The 21,860-nt window shown below is 60.8% G+C and carries 14 protein-coding genes; 3 read left to right on the forward strand and 11 right to left on the reverse strand.

Annotated elements, in window-relative coordinates; all coding sequences use genetic code 11:
* Nucleotides 1-25: 25 nt before the first annotated feature.
* The 7 genes from ACS5RD_RS10955 to ACS5RD_RS10985 all read right to left on the reverse strand — a co-directional run bounded on the left by ACS5RD_RS10955 (nucleotide 26) and on the right by ACS5RD_RS10985 (nucleotide 7,304).
* A complete protein-coding gene (locus tag ACS5RD_RS10955) occupies nucleotides 26-1,057 on the reverse strand; it encodes a hypothetical protein (RefSeq protein WP_489931207.1) in 1,032 nt (343 codons plus the stop codon).
* Between the two features lie 142 nt (nucleotides 1,058-1,199).
* Complete coding sequence (locus tag ACS5RD_RS10960) at nucleotides 1,200-1,874, reverse strand: IS110 family transposase (protein WP_489931208.1); 675 nt, start codon at nucleotides 1,872-1,874, stop codon at nucleotides 1,200-1,202.
* A 206-nt stretch (nucleotides 1,875-2,080) separates the two neighbouring features.
* Nucleotides 2,081-3,168 (reverse strand): IS3 family transposase gene (locus ACS5RD_RS10965; RefSeq protein WP_489928006.1). Its coding sequence is split into 2 segments (ribosomal slippage): nucleotides 2,081-2,913 and nucleotides 2,913-3,168, totalling 1,089 coding nucleotides; the frame shifts between segments, so codons are not numbered across the junction.
* 411 nt (nucleotides 3,169-3,579) lie between these two features.
* The gene (locus tag ACS5RD_RS10970) at nucleotides 3,580-5,046 is read right to left on the reverse strand and encodes a DUF3644 domain-containing protein (RefSeq protein WP_489931209.1); all 1,467 of its coding nucleotides are present in this window, start codon (nucleotides 5,044-5,046) and stop codon (nucleotides 3,580-3,582) included.
* A 368-nt stretch (nucleotides 5,047-5,414) separates the two neighbouring features.
* A complete protein-coding gene (locus ACS5RD_RS10975; protein ID WP_489931210.1) occupies nucleotides 5,415-6,305 on the reverse strand; it encodes a DMT family transporter in 891 nt (296 codons plus the stop codon).
* Between the two features lie 64 nt (nucleotides 6,306-6,369).
* A complete protein-coding gene (locus ACS5RD_RS10980; RefSeq protein WP_489931211.1) occupies nucleotides 6,370-7,110 on the reverse strand; it encodes a gamma-glutamylcyclotransferase in 741 nt (246 codons plus the stop codon).
* On the reverse strand, nucleotides 7,107-7,304 hold the full coding sequence (locus ACS5RD_RS10985) for a hypothetical protein (RefSeq protein WP_489931212.1): 198 nt from the start codon (nucleotides 7,302-7,304) through the stop codon (nucleotides 7,107-7,109). Before ACS5RD_RS10985 ends, ACS5RD_RS10980 begins: the two co-directional genes overlap by 4 nt.
* 171 nt (nucleotides 7,305-7,475) lie before the next feature.
* On the opposite strand from ACS5RD_RS10985, the gene ACS5RD_RS10990 reads away from it, so the two are divergent.
* Nucleotides 7,476-9,404, forward strand: a complete 1,929-nt coding sequence (locus ACS5RD_RS10990) for an AfsR/SARP family transcriptional regulator (protein WP_489931213.1) — start codon at nucleotides 7,476-7,478, stop codon at nucleotides 9,402-9,404.
* 275 nt (nucleotides 9,405-9,679) lie between these two features.
* Here the strand turns inward: ACS5RD_RS10990 and ACS5RD_RS10995 are convergent, their stop codons facing one another.
* Nucleotides 9,680-10,837, reverse strand: coding sequence for an acyl-CoA dehydrogenase family protein (locus ACS5RD_RS10995; protein WP_489931214.1), 1,158 nt, complete (start codon nucleotides 10,835-10,837; stop codon nucleotides 9,680-9,682).
* Between the two features lie 114 nt (nucleotides 10,838-10,951).
* Here ACS5RD_RS10995 and ACS5RD_RS11000 point away from each other — a divergent pair, with 114 nt between their 5' ends.
* The gene (locus tag ACS5RD_RS11000; protein WP_489931215.1) at nucleotides 10,952-11,872 is read left to right on the forward strand and encodes a LysR substrate-binding domain-containing protein; all 921 of its coding nucleotides are present in this window, start codon (nucleotides 10,952-10,954) and stop codon (nucleotides 11,870-11,872) included.
* Between the two features lie 649 nt (nucleotides 11,873-12,521).
* Here ACS5RD_RS11000 and ACS5RD_RS11005 read toward each other — a convergent pair.
* Complete coding sequence (locus ACS5RD_RS11005; RefSeq protein WP_489931216.1) at nucleotides 12,522-14,069, reverse strand: L,D-transpeptidase family protein; 1,548 nt, start codon at nucleotides 14,067-14,069, stop codon at nucleotides 12,522-12,524.
* Complete coding sequence (locus ACS5RD_RS11010; RefSeq protein ID WP_489931217.1) at nucleotides 14,066-15,061, reverse strand: ABC transporter ATP-binding protein; 996 nt, start codon at nucleotides 15,059-15,061, stop codon at nucleotides 14,066-14,068. The genes ACS5RD_RS11005 and ACS5RD_RS11010 overlap by 4 nt, the downstream gene beginning before the upstream one ends.
* 129 nt (nucleotides 15,062-15,190) lie before the next feature.
* Between ACS5RD_RS11010 and lysA the strand changes: the two genes are divergently transcribed.
* Entirely contained in the window at nucleotides 15,191-16,486 is a 1,296-nt protein-coding gene (gene lysA / locus ACS5RD_RS11015) for a diaminopimelate decarboxylase (protein WP_489931218.1), read from the forward strand.
* Between the two features lie 210 nt (nucleotides 16,487-16,696).
* Here the strand turns inward: lysA and ACS5RD_RS11020 are convergent, their stop codons facing one another.
* Nucleotides 16,697-21,715, reverse strand: coding sequence for a RecQ family ATP-dependent DNA helicase (locus ACS5RD_RS11020; protein ID WP_489931365.1), 5,019 nt, complete (start codon nucleotides 21,713-21,715; stop codon nucleotides 16,697-16,699).
* Nucleotides 21,716-21,860 lie beyond the last annotated feature (145 nt).

Genomic DNA, 21,860 nt, shown 5'->3' on the forward strand with positions numbered 1-21,860 from the left:
AACAGATGCGAGCTCGAACGCGCGTTTAGACACCAGCCAGCGCCGCCATGTGTTGGCCGATGGTGCCCTCGATAGCGGTGGCAAATAAGCCGGTCAGCACCATCAGCCGGGCCGATAACTTCATGTCTTCGCCCTTCAGCAGCGAGTATGTCATCACGGCAGCCCCCAGCGGTGCCCAGACTAAGATCAGCGTGGCGTTCAGTGCGTGAGCGGTAAGGCGTAGCTGAGTGCTCAGGGGGGCCGGGATCTCCTCGGGATCTGCTTGATAAAGTGCGTCACGGAGCCAGGCAAGTTCGCGGTTGCGCGGCGGCGGCAGTGTAGGCCGATCATTTGCGATCTCGGATGGGGGTGATGCTAGGGCGCGGGCACGTGCTTTGGCCCGTGCCCGCGCTCTGGCGGTCGCTGATTCGCCTGAGAATTTCAGCGTGATAAGTTCGGCACCCTTTTCGTCCCGCTCCAGTGCCAGATCGGCGACGTTCTCGACGACTTGCTCTGGATTGGGCTGAGCAATCGGCGCGGATTCCTTTGTAGCAATCTCGGGCTCGCTCATCTCTTCTGCACCCCGCAGCGCCACTGCGCGGCCAGGTGACTGACGGGTCATCGCATCTGCCACCCAATCGGGTTCCTGAAATGGGAAGAGTTGCATCAGCGGGGGAAGTTGTTCGACCAAGCGGTCGAGCAAATCGCTGGTCAGCTGCTCCTCGGTCTGATGCCATAGGATCGCTAACGCCGGAAAGCGGCCATGCAGCCGTTCGACAATTCGCGAACAGATTTCTTCATACCCATCGTTTGCGAGCAGCAACGGGATCCCCGGCAGGGTCCCGACCGATACCGTCATGCAAGCCGAATAACCTTTGCCAGGCCGATCGTCCCACCCCAGCGCAATTCGGGCGGCTGGCAGGTCGAATAAGGCGATATCCTCGCAATCCCATTCAAACGATACCTCCAGGCCGTCAACCTGCACCAAGATGGAGTGAAGATCGCCAACAAGCCGGGCAAAATTCAGCGGCTGTTTGTCCGCGTAGACCAACTGCGCAACTGTTCCGATCTGAGACATGGTGATATCGCTCTCCCTTAAAGGTTGAGTTGGGGCGGATATTACGACCGAAGTTGGAAAGAACTGTGGCATTTACAAGAAATTAACCATGTACTTGAACTTGGCGCGAGAACCGCAAGCGTCTGATCGACCAGGTGCAGTGCTAGCAACTGTGTTTACGTGACCGGGTTTTGTTGCCATGGGACGCCCGTTTTGAGGATCGCGTTTGCGATGGTGACCAGCCTGCGGGCGATGGCGACGATGACGAGTTTGTGCGGCTTTCCTCCTGCGCGATGACGCTTTCGATCCGTCGCTCAAGGTCACCGATCTGGGTGTCCAGCATGGCTTTGAGGTCCGCATCGATGCTCTCGAGATCGGCGGGGATGTCTTGTTTCCTGCGCGCCGCGATCTGCGCCGAAAGCCGCTTGCGCATGTCCACTATCTGCGCCCTGCGTGTCGTCAAAGCCCTGAGAATACGCAGATTCTCGCTCGGCAACCCTCGACCGCCTTCCGGTCGGAACTGCATGAACCGGGCGATCATCTCTGCATCGATCCGGTCTGTCTTCGCCCGCGTGCCCCGGGAAAGGGCAAAGGCCTTGATCTGGGCCGGGGGCAACTGGCCTGCATCGATCCCTGCCGCAACAAGCGTGGCCCAGAGCACCCATTCCTGACCGCCCGTCGCTTCAAACCCGATCTTGACCGGGCCAGGCATCTCCCGGATCGCCGCGACCAACAGTTGGTGGCCCTCTGCCGAGTTCGCCAGTCGGAACCTTTGCTCGCCGGGAAAGCAAAACCCGTCCAGCCAATCGCGGGACACATCTATCCCGACCACGGTCATTGCTGTTAAGGTAGCTCCGGTCGCCAAACTCAGAGCCCGAAGGTCAGCCCGATTCGTCATTCCACTGAAGAACAGCCAGCAGGGGCAGAACGTGTGAAAATGTCTCGTGAGACGCGATGTCGAGTGTTCAAGAGTGCCTCGCCAGGACGGCAGAAGTGCCCTGCTGGGGTAATCCCCCCATTTTTAACGGGGTGCATCCGTAGAACTTACGCGGCCATTTTCAGTTTCTGGGCGGGTGTGATGCCGCCGATGCCCATGTTCGGGCGGTCGTTGTTGTATGTCCATAGCCATTGTGTGGCGTGATCCTGTGCCTCCTCGATGGTTTCGATGATGTATTGGTCGAGCCATTCATGCCGGACGGTGCGGTTGTATCGCTCGATGTAGGCGTTCTGCTGCGGCTGGCCGGGTTGGATGTGCTGGATCGTGATGCCCTGTCTCTCAGCCCAGATCAGCAGCTTGCCACTGATGTATTCCGGGCCGTTGTCGACCCTTATGGTGCCGGGTTTGCCGCGCCATTCGATGATCCGGTCCAGGCTCCGGATGACCCTTTCGGCGGGTAGCGAGAAGTCAACCTCGATACCCAGCCCCTCGCGGTTGAAGTCATCCAGCACGTTCAGCAGCCGAAACGCACGGCCATCACCGAGGCGATCTGCCATGAAGTCCATGGACCAGGTCATGTTGGGTGCCTCGGGCACAGCAAGCACATCAGGTTTGTCCCGCTTCAGCCGCTTGCGGGGCTTGATCCGCAGGTTCAGTTCCAAGGCGCAATAGATCCGATAGACGCGTTTGTGGTTCCACGGATGGCCCTTCACGTTGCGCAGATGCAGAAAGCACAGCCCAAAGCCCCAGGTCTTGCGGGCGTCGGTCAGACCCACCAGAAGGTCGGCGATCTCTTCGTTCTCGGCTTTTAACTTCGGGCCATAGCGATAGCAGGTCTCGCTGACCCCGAAGGCCCGGCAGGCCAGCGCAATGCTGACCTTGTGTCGCGCCACCGCTTTCTCGGCCATCTCGCGGCGTTGAGATGGCCGCGTCATTTTTTTCCGAGAGCCTCTTTCAGCAGGTCGGCTTGCATGCTCAGGTCCGCATACATCCGCTTCAGCCGGCGGTTCTCGTCCTCGATGGCCTTCATCTGGCTGATCAGCGACGCATCCATGCCGCCATACTTCGCCCGCCACTTGTAGAACGACGCATTGCTCATGCCATGCTCGCGGCACAGCTCTGCCACCGGCACACCGCCTTCGGCCTGACGCAGGATCGCAAGAATCTGCGCCTCAGTGTATCTGCTTGTCTTCATTCAGAATCTCCTCGTTCATCTTGGCGAGAAAATTCTACTTATGCAGCCCCTTACTTTCGGGGGGGATTACCCTGGTACAAGCCATGAAGTTTGAAAGCCCATTATCTTCCCAATCACACGTGTCACCGTCAAGCTTTTCAGCTTCCGGCTCGGTCATGGTCGCCGGGGTCTGGGGCCGGAACTGGAATGGGTTGATGATCATCCGTCACCTCACGCGCAAACACAGCGCGATCCTCGAGATTGCGACGTCCGGCTTCTTCCTAAATGGCCGTCAATGTCACCACCGAGGGGCGCCGTGTGCAGGTCCGGCGATAATGGAGCAACCAGTGTCAGACCTGTCCCCTCCAGAGCGAATTCGCGACCGGTGTGGAACTGCGTCAGGTAATGGGAACTTTTTGTCAGGCGCCCTCACTAGATCGGCTCCTTAAACCCATATAACTTCTTATTTTCGCTGCAGTGTGTACTCACAAGATCGATCCAGCCGTCAGACCAAAGCCATTGATTTCGAACCGCGCCAATCCGACCGAATCCGTTTGCAGGGTTCTTTGCGTCCATGGATTTCCAAAGCTTTCCGTGCTCACTCTCCCTAAACAGTCGGTATCCTTCCGCCTTCATTTTCGCGACAACTGACCTTTGAGTGTATTCGCGGAGCGGGACCTGCTTCTCGACCACTTCCTTCTCGATCTGCTTCTTCATGACGACGGTAACGCTGGGCTCAGTTTCGCAGCCTTCCGTGTAAGGCGCGAACTTCACCACCGCCTCTGCCTGGTGAGCATTAGCGACGGATACTTTGGTGAAAGCTGTTCGGACTTGGTATGCAGGATCTGCGAGCTGTTCCGGCGTCAGGTGTTGGTTGAACCCGTCGATGTAGGATGAGATATGTGCCGGGAGGTTCGCGGTTTTCAAAACGTGTCTTTGATCTCGGTCGAACGACCTAAACTGCAAAGCGATGCTGACGCGTTTTTCCAGACCCAAGCGCTCACCGAAGAGGTGTTTTAACGTGTCGTTGAAATTGATGCAGCACGCCTGCATCTGCATCGAGACCACCTCATCGATCTGACCTGTCGCCCGGTGTTCGATTTCGTCGCGGAGACCGGAGAGGAACTTTATGTTCTCTTTGACAAGCTCTGGCAGCGGCGAGGCACCTGTTGTGATGCACTGCTTCAAATCCCAGAGTCGAAGGAAGTCTTCACCTTCACGCTTCGGGTATGTGTGAGGCAAGCCCTTGTTGATGTAGTAAGCCAGCATCAGATACGTCCAAGCAATCATCGATGTGACCACGAACAGTTCGGCTTTAAATGTCAGCCCGGCGCCATTATGCGTGTGAACCGCTGCTATCATCGCTTCGCGGGCTTTGATGACGAGTTCATCTCCGCGCGCGCTGAGGCCAGTGTCTTGGTCAGAGTCCGGCCAAACCGTTAGGAACTCGCTCATCTCCTCTGCTGTGGCGGCAGGAATGGCCGCTCCGCGCTTTCCGCTATTGATCTGTGAGATCACCCTCGGATTGACCGTTCGGGTGGGCCGGGTGAAGTAGGACAGGATAGACTGCTGATCAAAATTCTTGGTGTTGAGCATCGTCTTGACGATGGCAGTCTCCCAGTTCTCAATCGCTGGCCGGCGGGGCGGCCCCGGCTTGCGTTTTGACTTCGGCTTTGACTCGCGCGCACTGGCCACTATCGGCGATTTTGACGCCACAGAGATCCGATCCGATGCAGCAAATGGTGCCACACCGTCGTCTATGGCGTCGACGCCCCCGGGCTGACTTGCAAATCTGGCCTCGATTTCCTTATCGGGCACCTCAGGGGTGGCCAGCCATGCGCGAACGTCTTCTGGTAGCGCTTCTACCGGCGGGTTCAGGTCGCTCTCTTGATCGGGCATAGACACTCCGCTGGCTCACTGGAACAAGCCTATGCTGTGACCTGTCGCGGCATCGCGCAAGCCAGATTTAGCGCCGTGGGCAATATCTCGGCGGGCAAATGGTTGGTGCAGCACAGGATAAACACCATCATGCCGCGCCTAAAGCGGCTGCAGCGTAATTGCACAGTTTTTTTCAGTGGCGGAGGTCGAAGTAAACTCGGCCCAAACCCGACGATCGGCCGTGCCTTATGCTGCTCGGCAGCATGCCCGAAGCTGCCGCTTAGACCGGGCGCGCCGAAATCTGCGTCGCAAAGGTTTTTGCGTGACAACGTTGCCGTTCACAGCATGTGCAACGTAGAGCAGTGATTAGTTACGCGCTTACCATTCTCTCAAGGTATTGTGGCTGCCCGTTGCATCGTAACCTTTTGCGTATCGGAAAAGGCAAGATGACCGATGGCTGCCAGCATTAGCGCGGCGCCGAACAGCCCAAGGGTCGTGATCCGCTCGTCGAGGAACATTGACGCAGCCATCGCTCCGAAGACCCCTTCTGCGCTAACGATGATGGCGGCGTGAGAGGCGGGCGTGTAGCGTTGCGCAATGGTCTGGAACCCGAAGGCCAGCGCGGTCGATCCGATGCCAAGCAACAGAAGTTCCGGCCCGGCCGCGATCGCCGTACTAACTGAAAGAGAACCCCAGATACCGCCGATCGGCAATGCGATGGCCGCGGTCAGCAGGAACTGCGTGCAGGTGGTTTTGACGGGGTGGCCAAAGGTCTGCATGTGACGCCCCAGCTCGATCATCCAGGCCGCGTAGAACAGCGCCGAAAGGAGGGCTACCGCGTCTCCCTGGCCAAAACCCTGCGGTCCCCCGCACAGCAGGAACACCCCGACCAGCGTGACACTTGCCACACCCCAAACCTGCGGCCCCACCCGTTCGCGCAACACGACCCAAGCCAGGATCGGCGTGATCACGGTCGCGGTGTTGACGAGGAAACCCGCGTTGGTGACCGAGGTTGACAGATGGGCGGCCTGCTGCACCACCAATGCCAAGGCGAAGATTGCCGCGACACGGAAGGCACTGGGCCAGTATCCGGTCGCAAGCGGCCCGTGACGGTCAAGCCGCATCTGAGGCAGCAACACCATGCCACCGATCAGACACCGCAGACCCACCGCGCTGAACGGATCGAGATGGTCAAGCACGGTCTTCTGCGCGACGTTCCCCACAATACCGCCGCAACAAGGAGGAGCAGATTGGCCTGTACTCTCGACATGTCGGGTCACCTTTCGGATCAGGGTTGTTCAAAAACCGAAGTAGAAACTGCATGAATGGGTCGAACGGCCCGGGTCAGCGTGCGGAATCGAAATGGATCTGCTTGATTTCGTTCGCGACGAGGTGCTGAAGCTGCCACAGGTGCGGGTCGTGGATCTCGATGACTTGCAGCGCGGCCACCGTCTTGAACAGGTACTCCGCGCCCGATCCGGCGTGGCCGCAGGCGCGGGCAAGGATTGCTGCAACTTCTGCGACGGGCAGTTCGGGCCGGTCGGCAACATCCGGGGGATCGGCATAGAAGCAGAGCGCCCGGAGCGGACCATCCTCCGTGTGCAAATCGATCAGCCGCAGCGCCGCGTACCCGTTCGGGCCGCCGATTTCGCGCCTCAGAAGCTTGACCATCAGGGCGTGCCGATCCTCGCCCAATGGCCGTTGTGCCAATCCAGTGCAAGACCCACCACGGCGCAGGGCCATCATCAGACCGGGCTGTTCGGGACAACCGCGCCAGCTTCGCATTTCAATGCAGAACGACCGGTGCCAGCCAAAGGCAATGCCCCGGCGTTGTTCGGCAATGTCGGATGCCGGTTTCCAGATCAGGGAGCCATAGGCGAACACCCAGATCGGCGCGCCGCCGAGTTTTGCAAGGACCTCGGTTGCCGCACGGTCGAAGTCGGCATCCGTGAACCGGATCAGGTCAGGGTCGCGGGCCGGTTCGGGAATGTCACGGTGGCACAAGGCCACAAGGTCAGCCGTCAGGGACATCGTGCCGCGATGCGCTGCCTCTGAAAGGACATCCGGGTTGAACAGGCTGTTCATTTCCAACGCGGCCCCAGATGATCCAGAAACGTGCGGGTGTTCTCGTCGCACATGGAGGCGGCAAGTATCTCGTCCCACATCGAACCAGAAAGGGAATGTCGTTCCTGAACGTCGGGCGCGGACTCTCGCCCGGCCATTTGCGCTGAATGCCCCGACGAAAAGAACGCGGCCACCCGATTTGCGTAGTGCTTCATATCCTGTCTCCCTGATAACGGGGCTTCAATGCAATGATCGTGGACCCGCCCCGTGAAATGACCGGGTGGCAAACCGTGAAAAGCTGGTGTAAAAACAGGTTGAACTTGGCGCGGATCGTGAATTCAGTGTAAAAAGTGCTTTGAGATGCCCTGAGCGAAAGGACGTCCGTCGTGCCGCACTGCAAACTCACCCTGTTCGGCGGCTGGTCCCTGACGGGCCCTGATGGGTCGGATTTGTCGCTGCCGACCCGAAAGGACCGACAACTGCTGGCCTATCTGGCGGCACAACAGGGTCGAGCACACGCGCGGGAAATGCTTGCCAGTCTGCTCTGGTCGGACCGCGCCGAAGAGCAGGCCCGCGACAGCCTGCGCCAATCCCTGGCGGCCCTTCGCCGGACATTTCGTGCAACGGGTGTGGACGCGCTGATATCCGACCGCAACAAGGTCAGCCTCGATGCGACCGCGCTGTCAACCGACGTGGTGACGTTTGCCGCGGGCTGCATCGGGTCGGTGCTGTCAGCCACATTGGCCGGGCTGTACCGGGGGCCGTTCCTCGAAGGGCTGGACGCATCCACCCCGGAGTTCGAGCGATGGGTGACCCAGGAACGCCAGCGTCTCGCGGCTTTGGCCGAGCAACTGGTCTGCGCCGCGTCGATTTCGGTTCTTTCTGTCGCCGACAGGGACGCAGCCCTGCAGCTTGCCCGCAGTCTGCTGGCGGAAGACCCGGTGCTGGAGTCGGTCTATCGCGCCACGATTCGACTCTGCCGGGTAGCAGGCGACCGTGTTTCGGCACTCAAGGTCTATGCGACCTGCCGAGATACGCTGAAGGCAGAGTTGGGGGTCGAGCCGGATCATGAAACGGAAAGGCTTTATCGGGAAGTGCTGACGGACGACTCTGCGGCGACAAGGTCACCCGAGGATGTTCGGGCGGAATTCGTGTCCGCCAAACCGTCGATCGCGATTCTGCCGTTTGCAAACCTGACCGGCAATGACCGACTGAACTTCCTGTGTGAAGGGCTCGCCGAGGATGTCTCAACCGGGCTGGGGCGGTTCCGGTCCCTGTTCGTCATCGACAGATATTCAGCCGCAACGGTCGCAACGGCCACGGCGGACACTGTTGAAATCGGAAAACGACTGGGTGCGGCGGCGCTTGTGCAGGGCAGCATCCGGGCGTCCGCCTCGCGCCTGCGGATCACGGTGCGCATTGTCGACAGCGCAAGCCGGGCACAGACGTGGAGCGATGTCTTTGATTGTGCCTCCGGTGACGCGCCGGGCATTCCCGACCAGATCGTAAACGCGATCATCGCAACAGTGCAAAACCGCGCGGAGAATACTGTCACGGATCGCAGCAGGGGATTGCCATCGTTGGCAGCCTATGAGTGCACGATGCGGGGCATCAAACATCTTCGCGGTTATGCAGCCGACGACAATGAAAAGGCGATCTTCCTGTTCCGGGAAGCTTTGAAAGTGGACCCGCATTACGCCTTGGCGCAAGCCTATCTCGCCTTTGCAGAAGCGGTCACTAACAACTACGATCTCGCCCCGCGCGCACTGCTTGTTGATTGCAAGACCCGTATCGATCAAGCCATGGCCATCGATCCCGATGACGGGAGGATTCATTGGCTTCTTGCCCATGTGCATAATTACCTGCGTGAATTCGATGACGAGAAACGGCAATTGGAGCAGGCCCTTGCACTGAACCCGAACGACTCCAACGCAAAGGCAACTTACGGAGTTGCACTTGCCAGAGTGGGTTTGCACAACGAAGGCGTGCTCCATATCCGAGAGGCGATGCGGTTAAACCCGTTTCATCCGGAATGGTATTGGTTGTCGCTTGGAAATGTTTTTTTGACTGCGAGGCGCTACGCGGATGCAATCGAGGCGTACAAAAGAAGGACTCGGCCGCAGGTCTGGGTGCTGAGCCGACTGGCAATCTGCTACGCCCACTTGGGCCGGACCGATGAGGCGAAAGAATTGGTGGCGCGAATCCTGGAACTCAATCCGGGGTTCCGGGTATCCACGTCAAGACGAGGCGTATGGTCGGATGAGGACCTTGACCATCTGCGCGAGGGCATGATCCGGGCTGGTTTACCTGAATAACACCGTCGATCATGGGTTCGGTAGCGCTTCAACCTCAAAAAAGGCAAGATGTCACGATCAGCTTTTGTGGCACTGTCATGTGTGCACGGCTCCGTATGTGCAAGGATTGATTTGAGCTTCTTTTGATCGTTGCGGGGTGCGGTCATGTGTCCGGCCTGTTGACGCGGCGCATGTGACCGCTGGCCTTGATGAAGTCGGCAGACCAGGTTCCGATTTGAGGATCGAGCTATGATTCCCACACAGTGCCACAGGGTAGCCGTAGCACCCCTGCAGCCTCAAAATCGTTTTCCGGTCATGTCGAATCCCAGCATCATCTGACCGCCAACCGTGAAATTATGTGGAGACATTGCCACGTGTTTCACGGCCGCCTGAATGTCGCGCAGGCAGCGCTCCAACCGACCATTTTCTGAAATGGCGGAGGCCCCGGCGGCCGCGGCCAATATCTCGACCGCGCGCAGCGATGCCTCGGCCGAATGCGCCAATGCCACGCGAAAGAAGGCGCGCGCCGCGATCAGGGGTGGGCCTCCGATGACTAGTGCGTCTTCCAGGTCCTGCAAAGCCGACAGGATCAAAGCCTTGCCGGACCGGCGCAACGCCTCAGCACGAGCGAGGTCGGTCTGGATCATCTCCCGCTCTCTCATCGGCAGCGAGGTGCCAGCCGTCGTGCGACCTGAAAGGGCGATGAAGGCATCAACGGCGGCCTTTGCGATGCCCAATGGCACGATCGACACGCTGAGGGTCAGCATCGGGACGATCGGGAAGCGGTAAAGCGGGCCGTCATGGCAAGCAGTCGCATCGACGAAGCCATGGGTGTGCTCAAGTGGCACAAACAGACGATCGACCGCAAAGTCGTTGCTGCCGGTGCCCTTCAGGCCAGAAACGAACCATGTTTCCGTGATCTGGACCTGGCTTGCAGCGAAATGGCAGAAGATCAGCGCTGGATTTGTTGGCTCTCCCTCACCCTCGATCTGACAAAGGCCGATGATGCGCCGTGCTGACGGAATGCCGCTGGTAAAGGGCCAGCGGCCCGTGACCTCGAACCCGCCTCTGACACGGCGTGCGTTGCCCAAGGCGGCTGTCGATCCTGCCATCTGGCAATCAGGCCCCGCAACCCAGTCGCGCACAACTTCCGGCGACAGGTAGGCTATCATCCGTCCAATGGTATTCGCGTTCGTCAGGCACCAGCCAAAACTGCCATCCAACGCAGCGGCCGCCTCGATCACCTCGACCAGGTCTTGCGGGCTGATCTCTGCGCCGCCCAGGGCTCGCGGGGTCCACAGTCGGAACAGGTCCGCCGCAGCCATGGCATCTGTCACGGGCTCGGGCAGCCGGCGCAGGCTGTCAAATTCAGCGCGGTGCCGATCCACAATGGATGCGAGCGCCTGAATACGGCCAATCAAATCTGGCAGCAATTCCCTATGAGAGCCATCCATGATCAGTTACCTTTGCAAGTTCGCCTGCGCTCAATGTGCGCCAGCATCCCAAGTGATGCAAAACCGATGTTTTCATGTTAGGGTGAATTTCATTCATCAAGACAGAAAGATCTGATGCGAACGCTTCCCCCGTTGACCGCACTTCGCGCCTTTGAAGCCGCAGCACGGCTGATGAGCTTTCAGAACGCCGCCAAGGAACTGGCGCTGACACCGACCGCGATCAGCCACCAGGTTCGCCTGCTGGAGGAGTTTTGCGGCAAGCCTCTGTTTCAGCGCCGCCCGCGCCCTCTGTCGTTGACCCTGGCCGGGGCCAGACTGCTGCCGTCCATCAGCCTGGGACTGGACCACTTTGCCGAAGGGCTGGCCGCAGTCTCCAGCCCGTCCAACCAGCGGTTGAGGATTACCGCGACCAATGCCTTTGCCGCGCGCTGGATCGTACCGCGCATGCCCTCGTGGCGCATCAGTCACCCCGATGTCGGGCTCGACATCATGGGCACGGACCAGTTGCTGGACCTCGCAGCGGATCAGGTCGATATCGCGATCCGTTACACGCGCACGGCTCCAAAGGGATTGGTGTGCTCTGAAGTTGGTCGCGACAGCTATATCGTGGTCGCCAGTCCTTCCCTCGTCGGGCCTGTCCCGATTGACCTTTCGCCCCGAGACTTGCTGCGGTTTCCCCTGATTGACGGGCAATGGCCCGAAGAGTCTTCCAATCCACCAATGTGGTTTGAATGGGTCCGGGCGGCACGGGCCAATGGGATGGATGTTCCGGACCTTGCCAAACACGCATCCCTAAGTTTCCGGGAGGACCTCCACGGCATCGAAGCAGCCATCGCCGGCCACGGCATCGCCATTTGCAGTGATATCCTTGTGGCGCCTGAACTGGCTAAAGGTGCGCTGCTGAAGGTGTCATCCTTGGCTCTGGACGGCTATGGGTTCTTCTTCGCGCATCGCCCCAAACACCCCCAACAAAAGACCATCAAGGCCTTCGAGTCCTGGATCGTGGGACAATTCAATTCTGCGCAAGCCCTTTGAAAAAAAAAGGGCGTGGATTGCGTCGCCTTGCATTGGTCATCGGCTTGCATTGGTCATCTGCTTGCATCTCTCGAAGGCTGAGCCGCGTCGATCAATCTCCGATCTTTGCTGACGTTTGGGATCATCGTGTCCGACTTCTGCGCCCCGCCCCCCCCGACGAACCATCGCGGAAGTTCCAACAGCACGATCAAAGGGCCGTGTGTGCCTGATTTCGCGACTCTTCAGCGGCAGCCGCGCCAGTCCGCTCTTCTGAAGGTTTTTCGACGTGGACCGCAGCGCGACATCTGCCGCCCAGAGATGGCGGTCCACGTTGACAAACCTCGGAAGGACGAAGCCGCGGGGGGCCGGGTGTTGTCTATGGGGAAAGACCGCCGACGTCAGGGGCTTGCATGATGATCAGCATTGGCTTGAGGCGTGAAGAATGGGCGCAAAGGGAGCCTTTGCCGAATATTGCCGATGCGCCGGTGACTGGATCAAGAGAGAATCTGGAGATCTGCGTGGGCTCGTGCTGCCTTGGACAATCGTCTGCGGACCGGTGCACATGCGGGAACCGGGGCTGGATCAACCTGGGTGACGGGCGTTTCATCATGCTGACATCTCCCGGGGCGGTGCCCGTGATTGCGGCTTTTTCCCTCTCTGGAAGGCAACTTCAAAAACGTTCACTCTTGCGGCACATGAAGCATAGCTCGGTGCCTGCTGCGGCGCTGACGCTCGCGAAGATTATCGCACCGTCATAGGGCGCAGCAATCTGCGCTCCTGTTGCCCGTGTCCCGATCACCTGACCGGCGCTAATCGCTTCACCCGCGCGGTAAACGCGTAGAAGTCGATCTTCATTGGACAGCGCCAAAATGGGTTCGATAATCTCTATCGCCCGGTAGGTCTGCATTTCCTCACTTAACTCTTTGATGAGCCCAAGATGCGCCAAGCCTCGAACGGTGGCGACGGTTCCAACGCGCGGCGCCTGCGCATCTTCGTGCTGGCCGCATTCGACAGTGACACCGTAGCCGCCCACGAACCGCATGTATTCTGTGGTGCCGATCGCTGTCGCTGAGGCCGCTTTTGACGCTAGGCCTGCCTGCTGTCGCAGCACCAGTGCTCGCTCATGAGCGGCGAGCCAGCCGTGGACGATCAGCGGCATGCCGAGCGCCTTTGCCAGTGAAGCCTCGGCCGCTGCGTGGTGAAAGGCTTCCAGCGGCGCGTCGTTGTCGGTGGGGCCGAGCAGCACCATCGGCTCGCCTTCCGCCGAAAACGAATGCAAGTCTATCAAGATGTCATGAGCGCGCAAGAGCGGGCAAAGCACGTTGGCGATGCGATCCTCGTTGTCCTTGGGCACCACTTTTTCGGAAAGATCGCGGTTCAGGTTGCGGTCGCCCTCGCGTTGGTTGAGCGCAAAGGCCAGACGGTTCACCACTGGCACGAAGGTGACGCTGCCACGCAGAAGTTCCAGCTCGCCCGACCGGAAACTCTGGATCACCCGCGCGATGGCGCGGGGGCCCGCAGGTTCATTGCCGTGCACCCCCCCTGTCACAATGACGCGGGGGCCAGGGTTCAGGCCCTGAAAGCTGACGGTTTCAAGGCTTTGCGGTTTGGCGATTGCGGGCGTGGCCAAGGCTGTGACGCCAGCTTCGACAGGGGCGATATCGATCATCATGCCGGGCCGCAGGCGGCGCACCAGTTGAGGCACCTGATCATGTGCCACCACCACGCAACCCGCCGTGGGCGTGAAATCGGGGCGGGCCACATGCAGAAAGATTGCCGATCCACCAAAGGCACGCGGGGTCGCATCGTTCCAGCCGATCGGCACGATCAGATCGAAGATCCGCTCGCCCAGACGCGAAGGTTCTGCGGGGTCCAGGTTGTAGACGAGGCGGTTGTAAAAGGGGCTGAAGCCGTCCTCCGGCCAGTCGTAGTTTGCGGGCTTCGGCACGAACGGAAAGGCGAGGCCGCCAAACGCTTCGGCAGGAAAGGCGGTGGGATCGTAAAAGCCATAGCGCAGGGGAAAGCACCCGATCGGGGTGGCGCCGTCGCCCTCACGCTTGGTGTCTGGATGCACGAGCCCGCCGCGCCCGGTAGCACACGGCACCGTCCAGTTGTCGATGGTTAGAGTGCCCTGATGTGGCTGGGAAGGGTTTTCCCCAACCCGCACCCGGATGACCGGCATCTCATGAAAGCCGATCCTTTCGCTTGAACTTGTCACGCAGAAACCCCTTCTTGCACCAGATGACACCGTGCCTCATGCCCCGGTTCCAGTCGCGTCACACCTGGCCCGTCGCCACTGCGGCAGGCCTCCATCGCCAGCGGGCACCGCGGATGAAAAGAGCAACCCGGCGGGGGCCGCAAAGCCGAGGGTGCTTCACCGGTCATCCGGATACGGCCAACGCGGTCCTTGTCCATTCCGGGCACCGAAGCTAGTAGCGCCCGGGTGTAGGGATGCGCTGGTTGTGACAGCACTTGGTCCCAACGCCCTTCTTCGACAAACCGACCCAGATACATCACGGCGATTCGGTCGCTCATATGCTCAACGACGCCCAGATCGTGTGAGATCATCAAAAGCGCAAGACCAAGCTCGTCCTTCAGCCGCAACAGAAGGTTGATGATCTGCGCCCGGATCGAGACGTCCAGCGCCGAGACCGGTTCGTCACAGATCAGGATTCGCGGCTCCACCACCAAGGCGCGGGCGATGCAAAGGCGCTGACGCTGGCCGCCGGAAAAGGCGTGCGGGTAACGGTCTACGGCGTCCGGTTCCAGGCCGACACGTTCCAGAAGCACGCGGATGCGTCCCTCGACCTCATTTGCGGGGCAGAGCCGGTGCAGATGCAGCGGAAGGGAGAGCGTCTGCCGGATCGTCAACCGCGGGTTCAGCGAGGAATAGGGGTCCTGAAACACCATCTGGATGGCGCGGGCCCGTGCCAGTCCGCCGATGGGTCGCGAAGGGTCGGCGGTGATGCCGTCGAGTTCCACCTGTCCCGAGGTTGGCGCCACGATGCCCATGATCGCTTGCGCGAGGCTGGACTTGCCGCAGCCGGATTCGCCCACCAGACCAAGGCATTCCCCTTCGTTCAGGTGCAACGATACGCCATCCACCGCCTTCAGGACGCGGCGCTGCAATCCCTGTCGGACGTTGTAATTCACATGCAGGTCATTGACGCGCAAGACGGGAGAAGATGGCGGCGCAACTGTTTCAGTCATGATGAAAACAGCTCGCCTTGCCGCCACCGGAAATGGCGCTGAACGGGGGAAACGCGGCGCGGCAATCGTCCTGCGCCCGTGGGCAGCGCGGCGCGAACTGGCACCCTTTCCATCGGCGCCCCCGCCGTTTTGCCTGCGCAACCCGCTGCAGAGCGGTGGCTCGCCCGCCGCGACGGTGAGCTTTATGCCGAGGGCGTTGCCCTTAGCGACATCGCAGCCGAGGTGGGCACCCCCTTCTACTGCTATTCGGCCAGCGCGCTTCGCCAAAGCTATGGCGAGCTTTCGGCAGCCGTCACCCCGCTTGGCGTCTCTATCTGCTTTGCGGTTAAGGCCAACAGCAATCTCAGCGTTCTGGCTGAGTTCGCCAGCCTCGGCTGCGGCATGGATATCGTCTCGGGCGGCGAGATGGAGCGCGCGCTGGCCGCAGGCGTGCCTGCGTCACGGATCATCTTTTCAGGCGTGGGCAAGACCCGCGCCGAGATCAAACGCGCGCTGGCCGAAGGATTGCATCAGATCAACGTTGAATCTGTTGCCGAACTGGACGCCATCGCAGAAATTGCCCGCGACATGGGCCTGCACGCACCAGTCGCGCTGCGGGTGAACCCCGATGTCGATGCAGGCACCCACGCCAAAATCACCACCGCTCGCAAGGACAGCAAATTTGGCATCGCCATCGCCGGGGCCGCAGCGATTTACGCCCGCGCCTCTGCAATGCCGGAACTGGAGATGCAGGGGCTGGCAGTTCACATCGGCTCGCAAATCCAGAAACTGACCCCCTTCCATCGCGCATGGTCCGCTCTAGCCGAGCTTGTTTGCCAGCTGCGCGCCGCAGGCCTGCCTGTGTCACGGCTGGATCTGGGCGGCGGCCTTGGCGTTGGCAGCGATACTGAAGCTGCCCCCGATCTTGCAGCCTACGCCCGCATCATCGCCGAAACCGTGGGCGGTCTGGGCTGCGCGCTGAACGTCGAACCGGGGCGCTGGCTTTCGGCGCGCGCGGGCGTCCTGGTTACCGAAGTACTGTCCGTAAAGGAGTCGTCGGGCACGCATTTCGCCGTAGTGGATGCCGCGATGAACGATCTGATGCGCCCCGCACTTTACGATGCGCACCATCCGGTGCTGGGCCTGCATGCCCCTCGCGCCAAGGCGGGCCCGACTTGGCGTATCGTTGGCCCTGTCTGCGAAAGCTCTGACATCTTTGGCAGCTATCCCAATCTTGGTCCTCTGCAGGCAGGCGATCTTCTGGCTTTCGATCATGCGGGCGCTTACGGCGCCACGATGTCTTCGACCTATAACTCGCGCCCGCTCGTGCCCGAGGTGATGGTCGACCAGACCCGTTTCCGCATCATTCGCAAACGCGCTGGAACCGAGGTGTTCTTGTCTCTGGAAACGCCCACGCCGTGGCGCGACCTCCGCCAAATGGAGTAATCGGCAGGGAGCCAACCCCGTCAGGCCAACCGATCCAGCGTATGGTCAATGGGTAGCACGAGTGGCCGCTTTTTGAAGTTTCTGCGGTTGCCATGCCGCGCCACCTTCAGTCAGCTCTCCGCCCTTTACATAGGAAAGGGCATTTCATCGTTATCAACCGTTTGGGCCAAACCCTCGGGTTCCAATCCGCAGTTCTAACTTGCCGCAGCCTCAGCGATCACCGCTTCGTCGGAACATGAACTCCGGCAGAATGGTCTCCCATTCGCTGCGCTTCATGGAAGTCTGGTAGGCTTCCGTGCTGTCTGCCTTGCGCCAGCGGACGATGGCGCCGACTTTGCCCGAGACAAGATGGGTGCTCTCGGGCGGCGACCAGTTTCCCGCCATGCGGCCGAGCACGCGTCCTTGCGTGTCGAGAACCATCCATTTTGCCTCGCGGCGCTCCAGTGTCACCGTGTCTTCGATCTGTGCTTCGGCAATGGCGACAAGCGTTTGGCTTGTCTCGGGGAGGCGGCCGGCATAGGACAGATCGACCGAGCCCATGTCTGGCAGCTGATATTGGTCGGGCTCGGGCAGGTCGGAAGGTCGACCTGCCTCGACCGGGCGCAAAAGTTCGCTCTCGCTGTCAGCACGGACGAAGGCATGAGCCCCACGGGTCACCACGGCTAGGCTACGGCGCGCGCGGGTCATCGCGACATAGAAAAGCCGACGTGGAGCCTCTCCATCTTCGCCCTTCGAGAGCGCTTGCCAGCCGCCGTTCAAGATCACCACATGGTCGAATTCCAGGCCCTTTGACCGGTGGGCTGTGAGGAGCAAAAGCCCGCGCTGCGTGCCTCTGACGTCTTGCGCCCATTCCGCCAGCCATTCCAGCGCGTCGGGAACAGGGATCGTCCTAGGCCCAAGTTCGCGGGCAAGGTCCGCGACGCCTTCGGCAATCAGATCGACCCAGCGCGTGTGACGCTGCTGGTTCAAGACGTCGAGGATGTCCTGAATCGTGAGCATTGCTGCAGGGCGCTGCCACAGACCAGCAATCAGATTTTGCATCTCGCGGAGCCGCCAGACGCTGGGGAGCTTTTCGTTGGCCATCTCGACTTTAAGCCCAAGCTTTTCAGCATAGGACCGCACCGGCCCAAGCCGCCGCCAGTCGCGCGAGATGATCGCCGTGCGCGACCAGGAGAAATCCGGATCGAGGTGGGAAAGTCGGACCAGCTCGTCCACCGCTGCCACCCCTTGGGCTACATCATCCCCCGGCACGTCGAGGAATTGCACACGTCCCCGTGCCACGGGATCGTAGGTTGCCATGGCACCGCCGCCGGGGTGGAGGCTGCGCAGCTTGTCCACCGTGATCGGGTGGCCTGCCTTCATCCGCTCCTGCGCAAGCTCGATCACCTGGTTGGCCGCGTCGATGATATAGCGGGTCGAGCGGTAGTTCTCGGTCAGGAACTTGGGCTTGGCGCGGTAATCCTCTTCGAAGCGGCGGATGAAGGACACAGAGGCCCCGGTGAAGGCATAGATATTCTGGTCGTCGTCCCCCACCGCAAAAAGACTGAGGCGCTGGTCCGGGTCCTCGAGCGAGCGCCCGGCCACAGCGGCAATCAGGGCATATTCTTCGGGGCCGATATCCTGATATTCGTCGACCAGAATCCACCGGTAGCCCTGGATCAGGGCCTCTCGTTGCGCCTCGGCCTCGGCGCGGCTGAGCCCTTCACCTGTGATCAACCGAACGGCATCACGCAGGATGGCGTCGAAATCGAGGGTCTCGGCGGCACCGCCGGCAAAACTTGCTCCCACCAGTCGCATGGCAAGCGCGTGGCAGGTGGAAACGTTAACCCAAGCGGCGTCCTCGCCGACCAGGTGGCGCAGGCGAGCACGGATTTCGGCCGCGGCGTGCCGGTTGTAGGTCAGGACGAGAATTCCATGCGGATTTTCGCGCCGGACGCGCAGCAAATAGGCGATGCGGTGCACCAGCACGCGTGTTTTGCCCGATCCGGGACCGGCAAGAACGAGAACGTTTGTCTCGTCTCGGTCATCTGCCACGATGTCCTGCTGGGTGGGGTTGCCGAGGTCCTCCACGATCTGCTTCCACGCCCGACCCGTGGTTTGGCGGCGGATTTCCACGCTGCGCCCCGGCATCCAGCGCCGCAGGAAGCGGTCTTGATCCAGCGTGAAATAGTCCTGTGAAAGACGCTGTGCCTCCTCGATCCGCTCCAGCCCTTTTTCGGCATAGGCAGCCATGACATGGGTCTGCAGCGTCTGTTCGCGGTAATGGTCCTGCAACGGCAGGAAATCCTTGGCGGTAAAAGGCGCACGCTCGGGGCTGAGGTGGATCGTCATGGCCGAGCGGAACACCGTCAGCCCCTTGCCGAGCGTCAGCACGTGCTGTTCGTGCAGCCACAGCAAGGCACGCTCCATCAGCTTGGTCATGTCTTTGACGCCGGATGTCTTGATGACCGCATCCCCATTCAACACGGCACAGAGGTCGCCCAAGGTGGTTTCGACTTGGATGTCCTTGCCCTTTATACCGGTCGGGACCTTGGAGACCAGAAATTCCAAGAGCCGCTCTGCCGCCATCCAGCGCAGCGCCGCAGTCTGGTCCACCACGCGCCAAGACCGTTGCAAGACAATCTCAAGCGTCTTCGACGACAACTTTCTCAGCCGTATATTGCCTTGGCCGCCGTCCTCGTCGCGCCCGTCGCGTTCGATGCTGCGCATGAGCCGTTCTATGATGTGCGGACCGGCACCGGTATTGCCCATCTCCCGCATCTTCTGGCTGGCGACCGCCAGGTCCAGCAAGGCACCTCCACCCGCATCGCCCTGTGGCGCCATTTCCCGCATCGTGCCGATCAGCGCGCCCTCCAACGCCCGCGCGGCCGCGAAGCGTTGCCGGGAGGCATTCTCGATCCCGACGTGGATTTGCACGGTTATGGCAATAGCGTTTCGCGCAAGGCCCATGGTCTCGAGGTCAGCCATCGCCTTGGAAAGCCCACGATGGGTCAGGCCCGCGATGCCGGTCAACTCGTCGGTCGAGATGCCTTGGTCGGCGGGCGTGTTCATCAGGTGGCGGACGATGTTCAATAGCTGCTTGCGACGCGCGCCGGTGATCTGTGCCTGATCGAGCAGGACTGATGCCTCGTTCAAGGTGTGCACCATCAACGAAGAAGGAAAGACCTGCACCCGGTTCTCTTCGCGCGAGACAAGGGTTGCCTCTTCCAGCCAGGACACTGCCGTCTTGACCCGTGTATCTTCCGTGGCGCTGTCGCGCTGAAAATCGCGGTCCTTTTCCTCGCGCACGATCTCGCCTGCGGTGGCCACCACCTTGCCACCATTCCGTCCCTGCTCGTCGATCCGGCGCAGCGCCTTGAGGATCGCGCCGATCTCATGCCGCTCCAGCCGCGATCTTGCCGCCAAGGTGAACTGCCGCTCGACATCGTCAGTGTGATACAAAAGCACGCAATCGGCGGGCATCCGGTCCCGCCCGGCCCGCCCCGCCTCTTGCAGGTAATTCTCCAGCGAGCCAGGAATGTCTGCATGGATGACCAGCCGGATATCGGGCTTGTCGATCCCCATCCCAAAGGCATTGGTGGCCGCGATTACCCGCAACTCCCCCACGCGGAACGCTTCCTGCACGGATCGCTTGTCGTCGACGGTCAGTCCGGCGTGGAAATGGGCGACGGCCAGTCCCTGAACCTTGAGAAAGGCCGCGACCCGCTCGGTCTCCTTCCGCGTGGCACAATAGATCACCGCGCCGGAGCGTCCTTCGGGCAGGCGCTCCTGAATGACCGTCAGGATATCGCCGAGCTTGCTCTCCTTTCGCGTCGCCAGCACGGAAAACGACAGGTTGGTCCGTGTCGCACCACCGTCGAACAGGCCAAGATCGATGCCCAGCCTGTCGCGGAAATGGTCGGTGATGTCGCGCACCACCTCGGGCTTGGCGGTGGCGGTCAGGCACAGCACCGGCGCGGTCGGCTGATCGCCGGAAAATTCGCGGATGAAGCGACCGATATAGCGGTAATCGGGCCGGAAATCGTGCCCCCACTTTGAGACGCAATGCGCCTCGTCGAGGACCCAGAACCCGACCTCGCGCTGTTTCAGGACCGAACGCACCGAGACCGAGCGCAGTTGCTCGGGAGAGATCAAAAGGATCGCAGCCTGACCCAGGCGGACGCGGTCCAGCGCCTCTTGCCGCTCGGGCATCGACAGCATGCCGTTGATCGTCACGGCCGAGGAAATTCCCGCCCGCTCCATCCCCTGAACCTGGTCGGCCATCAGCGCGACGAGGGGGGAAATGACCACCGTCAACGCCCCCGTCTTGTCATAGAGGCTCAGTGCGGGGACCTGATAGCAGACCGACTTGCCCGTGCCCGTGGGCAAGATGCCGAGCACATGTGAATGCGCCATGGCTTGTTCGACGATGACCTCTTGCAGCGGACGGCCCTCGGCGTCGCTCGGTTCCGGGCGGTAGGCAGGGAAGCCGAACCACTTCGCCAGCGCTCCTTTAGGATCGTTCATCGTGGCGCACCACGCGCAAGAAGGTGTGCCGCAGTTGGTATCGCGCAACTGGCGGACAATCAGCGCCGCCTGTGGAAAGGCGGCCCGAACCCAAGGCGGCATGACAGATTCCCCGCCCGAGACCGAGATCCATGCCAGGGCATAGGCCAGCGGCCAAGCCATCTGCCGATCCTTCAGCACCTCCAGCTCCGGTCCGATCTGTGCACCGCAAGCCTGCCGCTCCAACAGCCTCTGGATCGCCGCGAGCGCAATGCCCCGATCGGGCGCGGTCGCATTCCGAACGAGCTGAAAGACCGCATCGAAGCCCTCCGAACGATCCGTCCGGGTAACAAGATGGTGCCAGGCCAGCAGCAGATCGGGCGGCTGTGCCTTGAGTGCCTCGATCTGGTTGGCCAGCACGTCGAAGACCAGGCGGGCATCCAGCTCGGGGTCGTTCACATGGCCAGCCTGCAAGCGCCCGTCGTGATGGTGTTTGACCAGGTGATGATAGGGATTGCGCGGAAAGGCCAAGGGATTCAGCCACAGCGTGTCAATGGGCGCCATCATCTTGTCGCGCAGCGTTGGCCGAGCGGCGAGCAGGTGCTCGATATCGTGACGCAGAATGTTGTGGCCGATGATATGGCTGGTCGTCTTCAGCGCCGCTTCGAGCTTGTCGAGCGATTGCTCAAGCCGTCCTTTTCCGGAGACGACCGCAGGGCCAGACCCATCGCGAACGGCGGCCAGGTCGAAGATTATTGCTTTCTTCGGATCAACTTCCAGATCCACTGACAGGCAACGCTCCAACAGGGGCAGCTTGTCTTCGGATCTTGGGCGCAAGAAGCTGAGAAAAGGCATGTAGTCCAGTCACATAATAATCAGATGATTGTCC

The sequence above is a fragment of the Cypionkella sp. PAMC25878 genome (assembly GCF_058135695.1).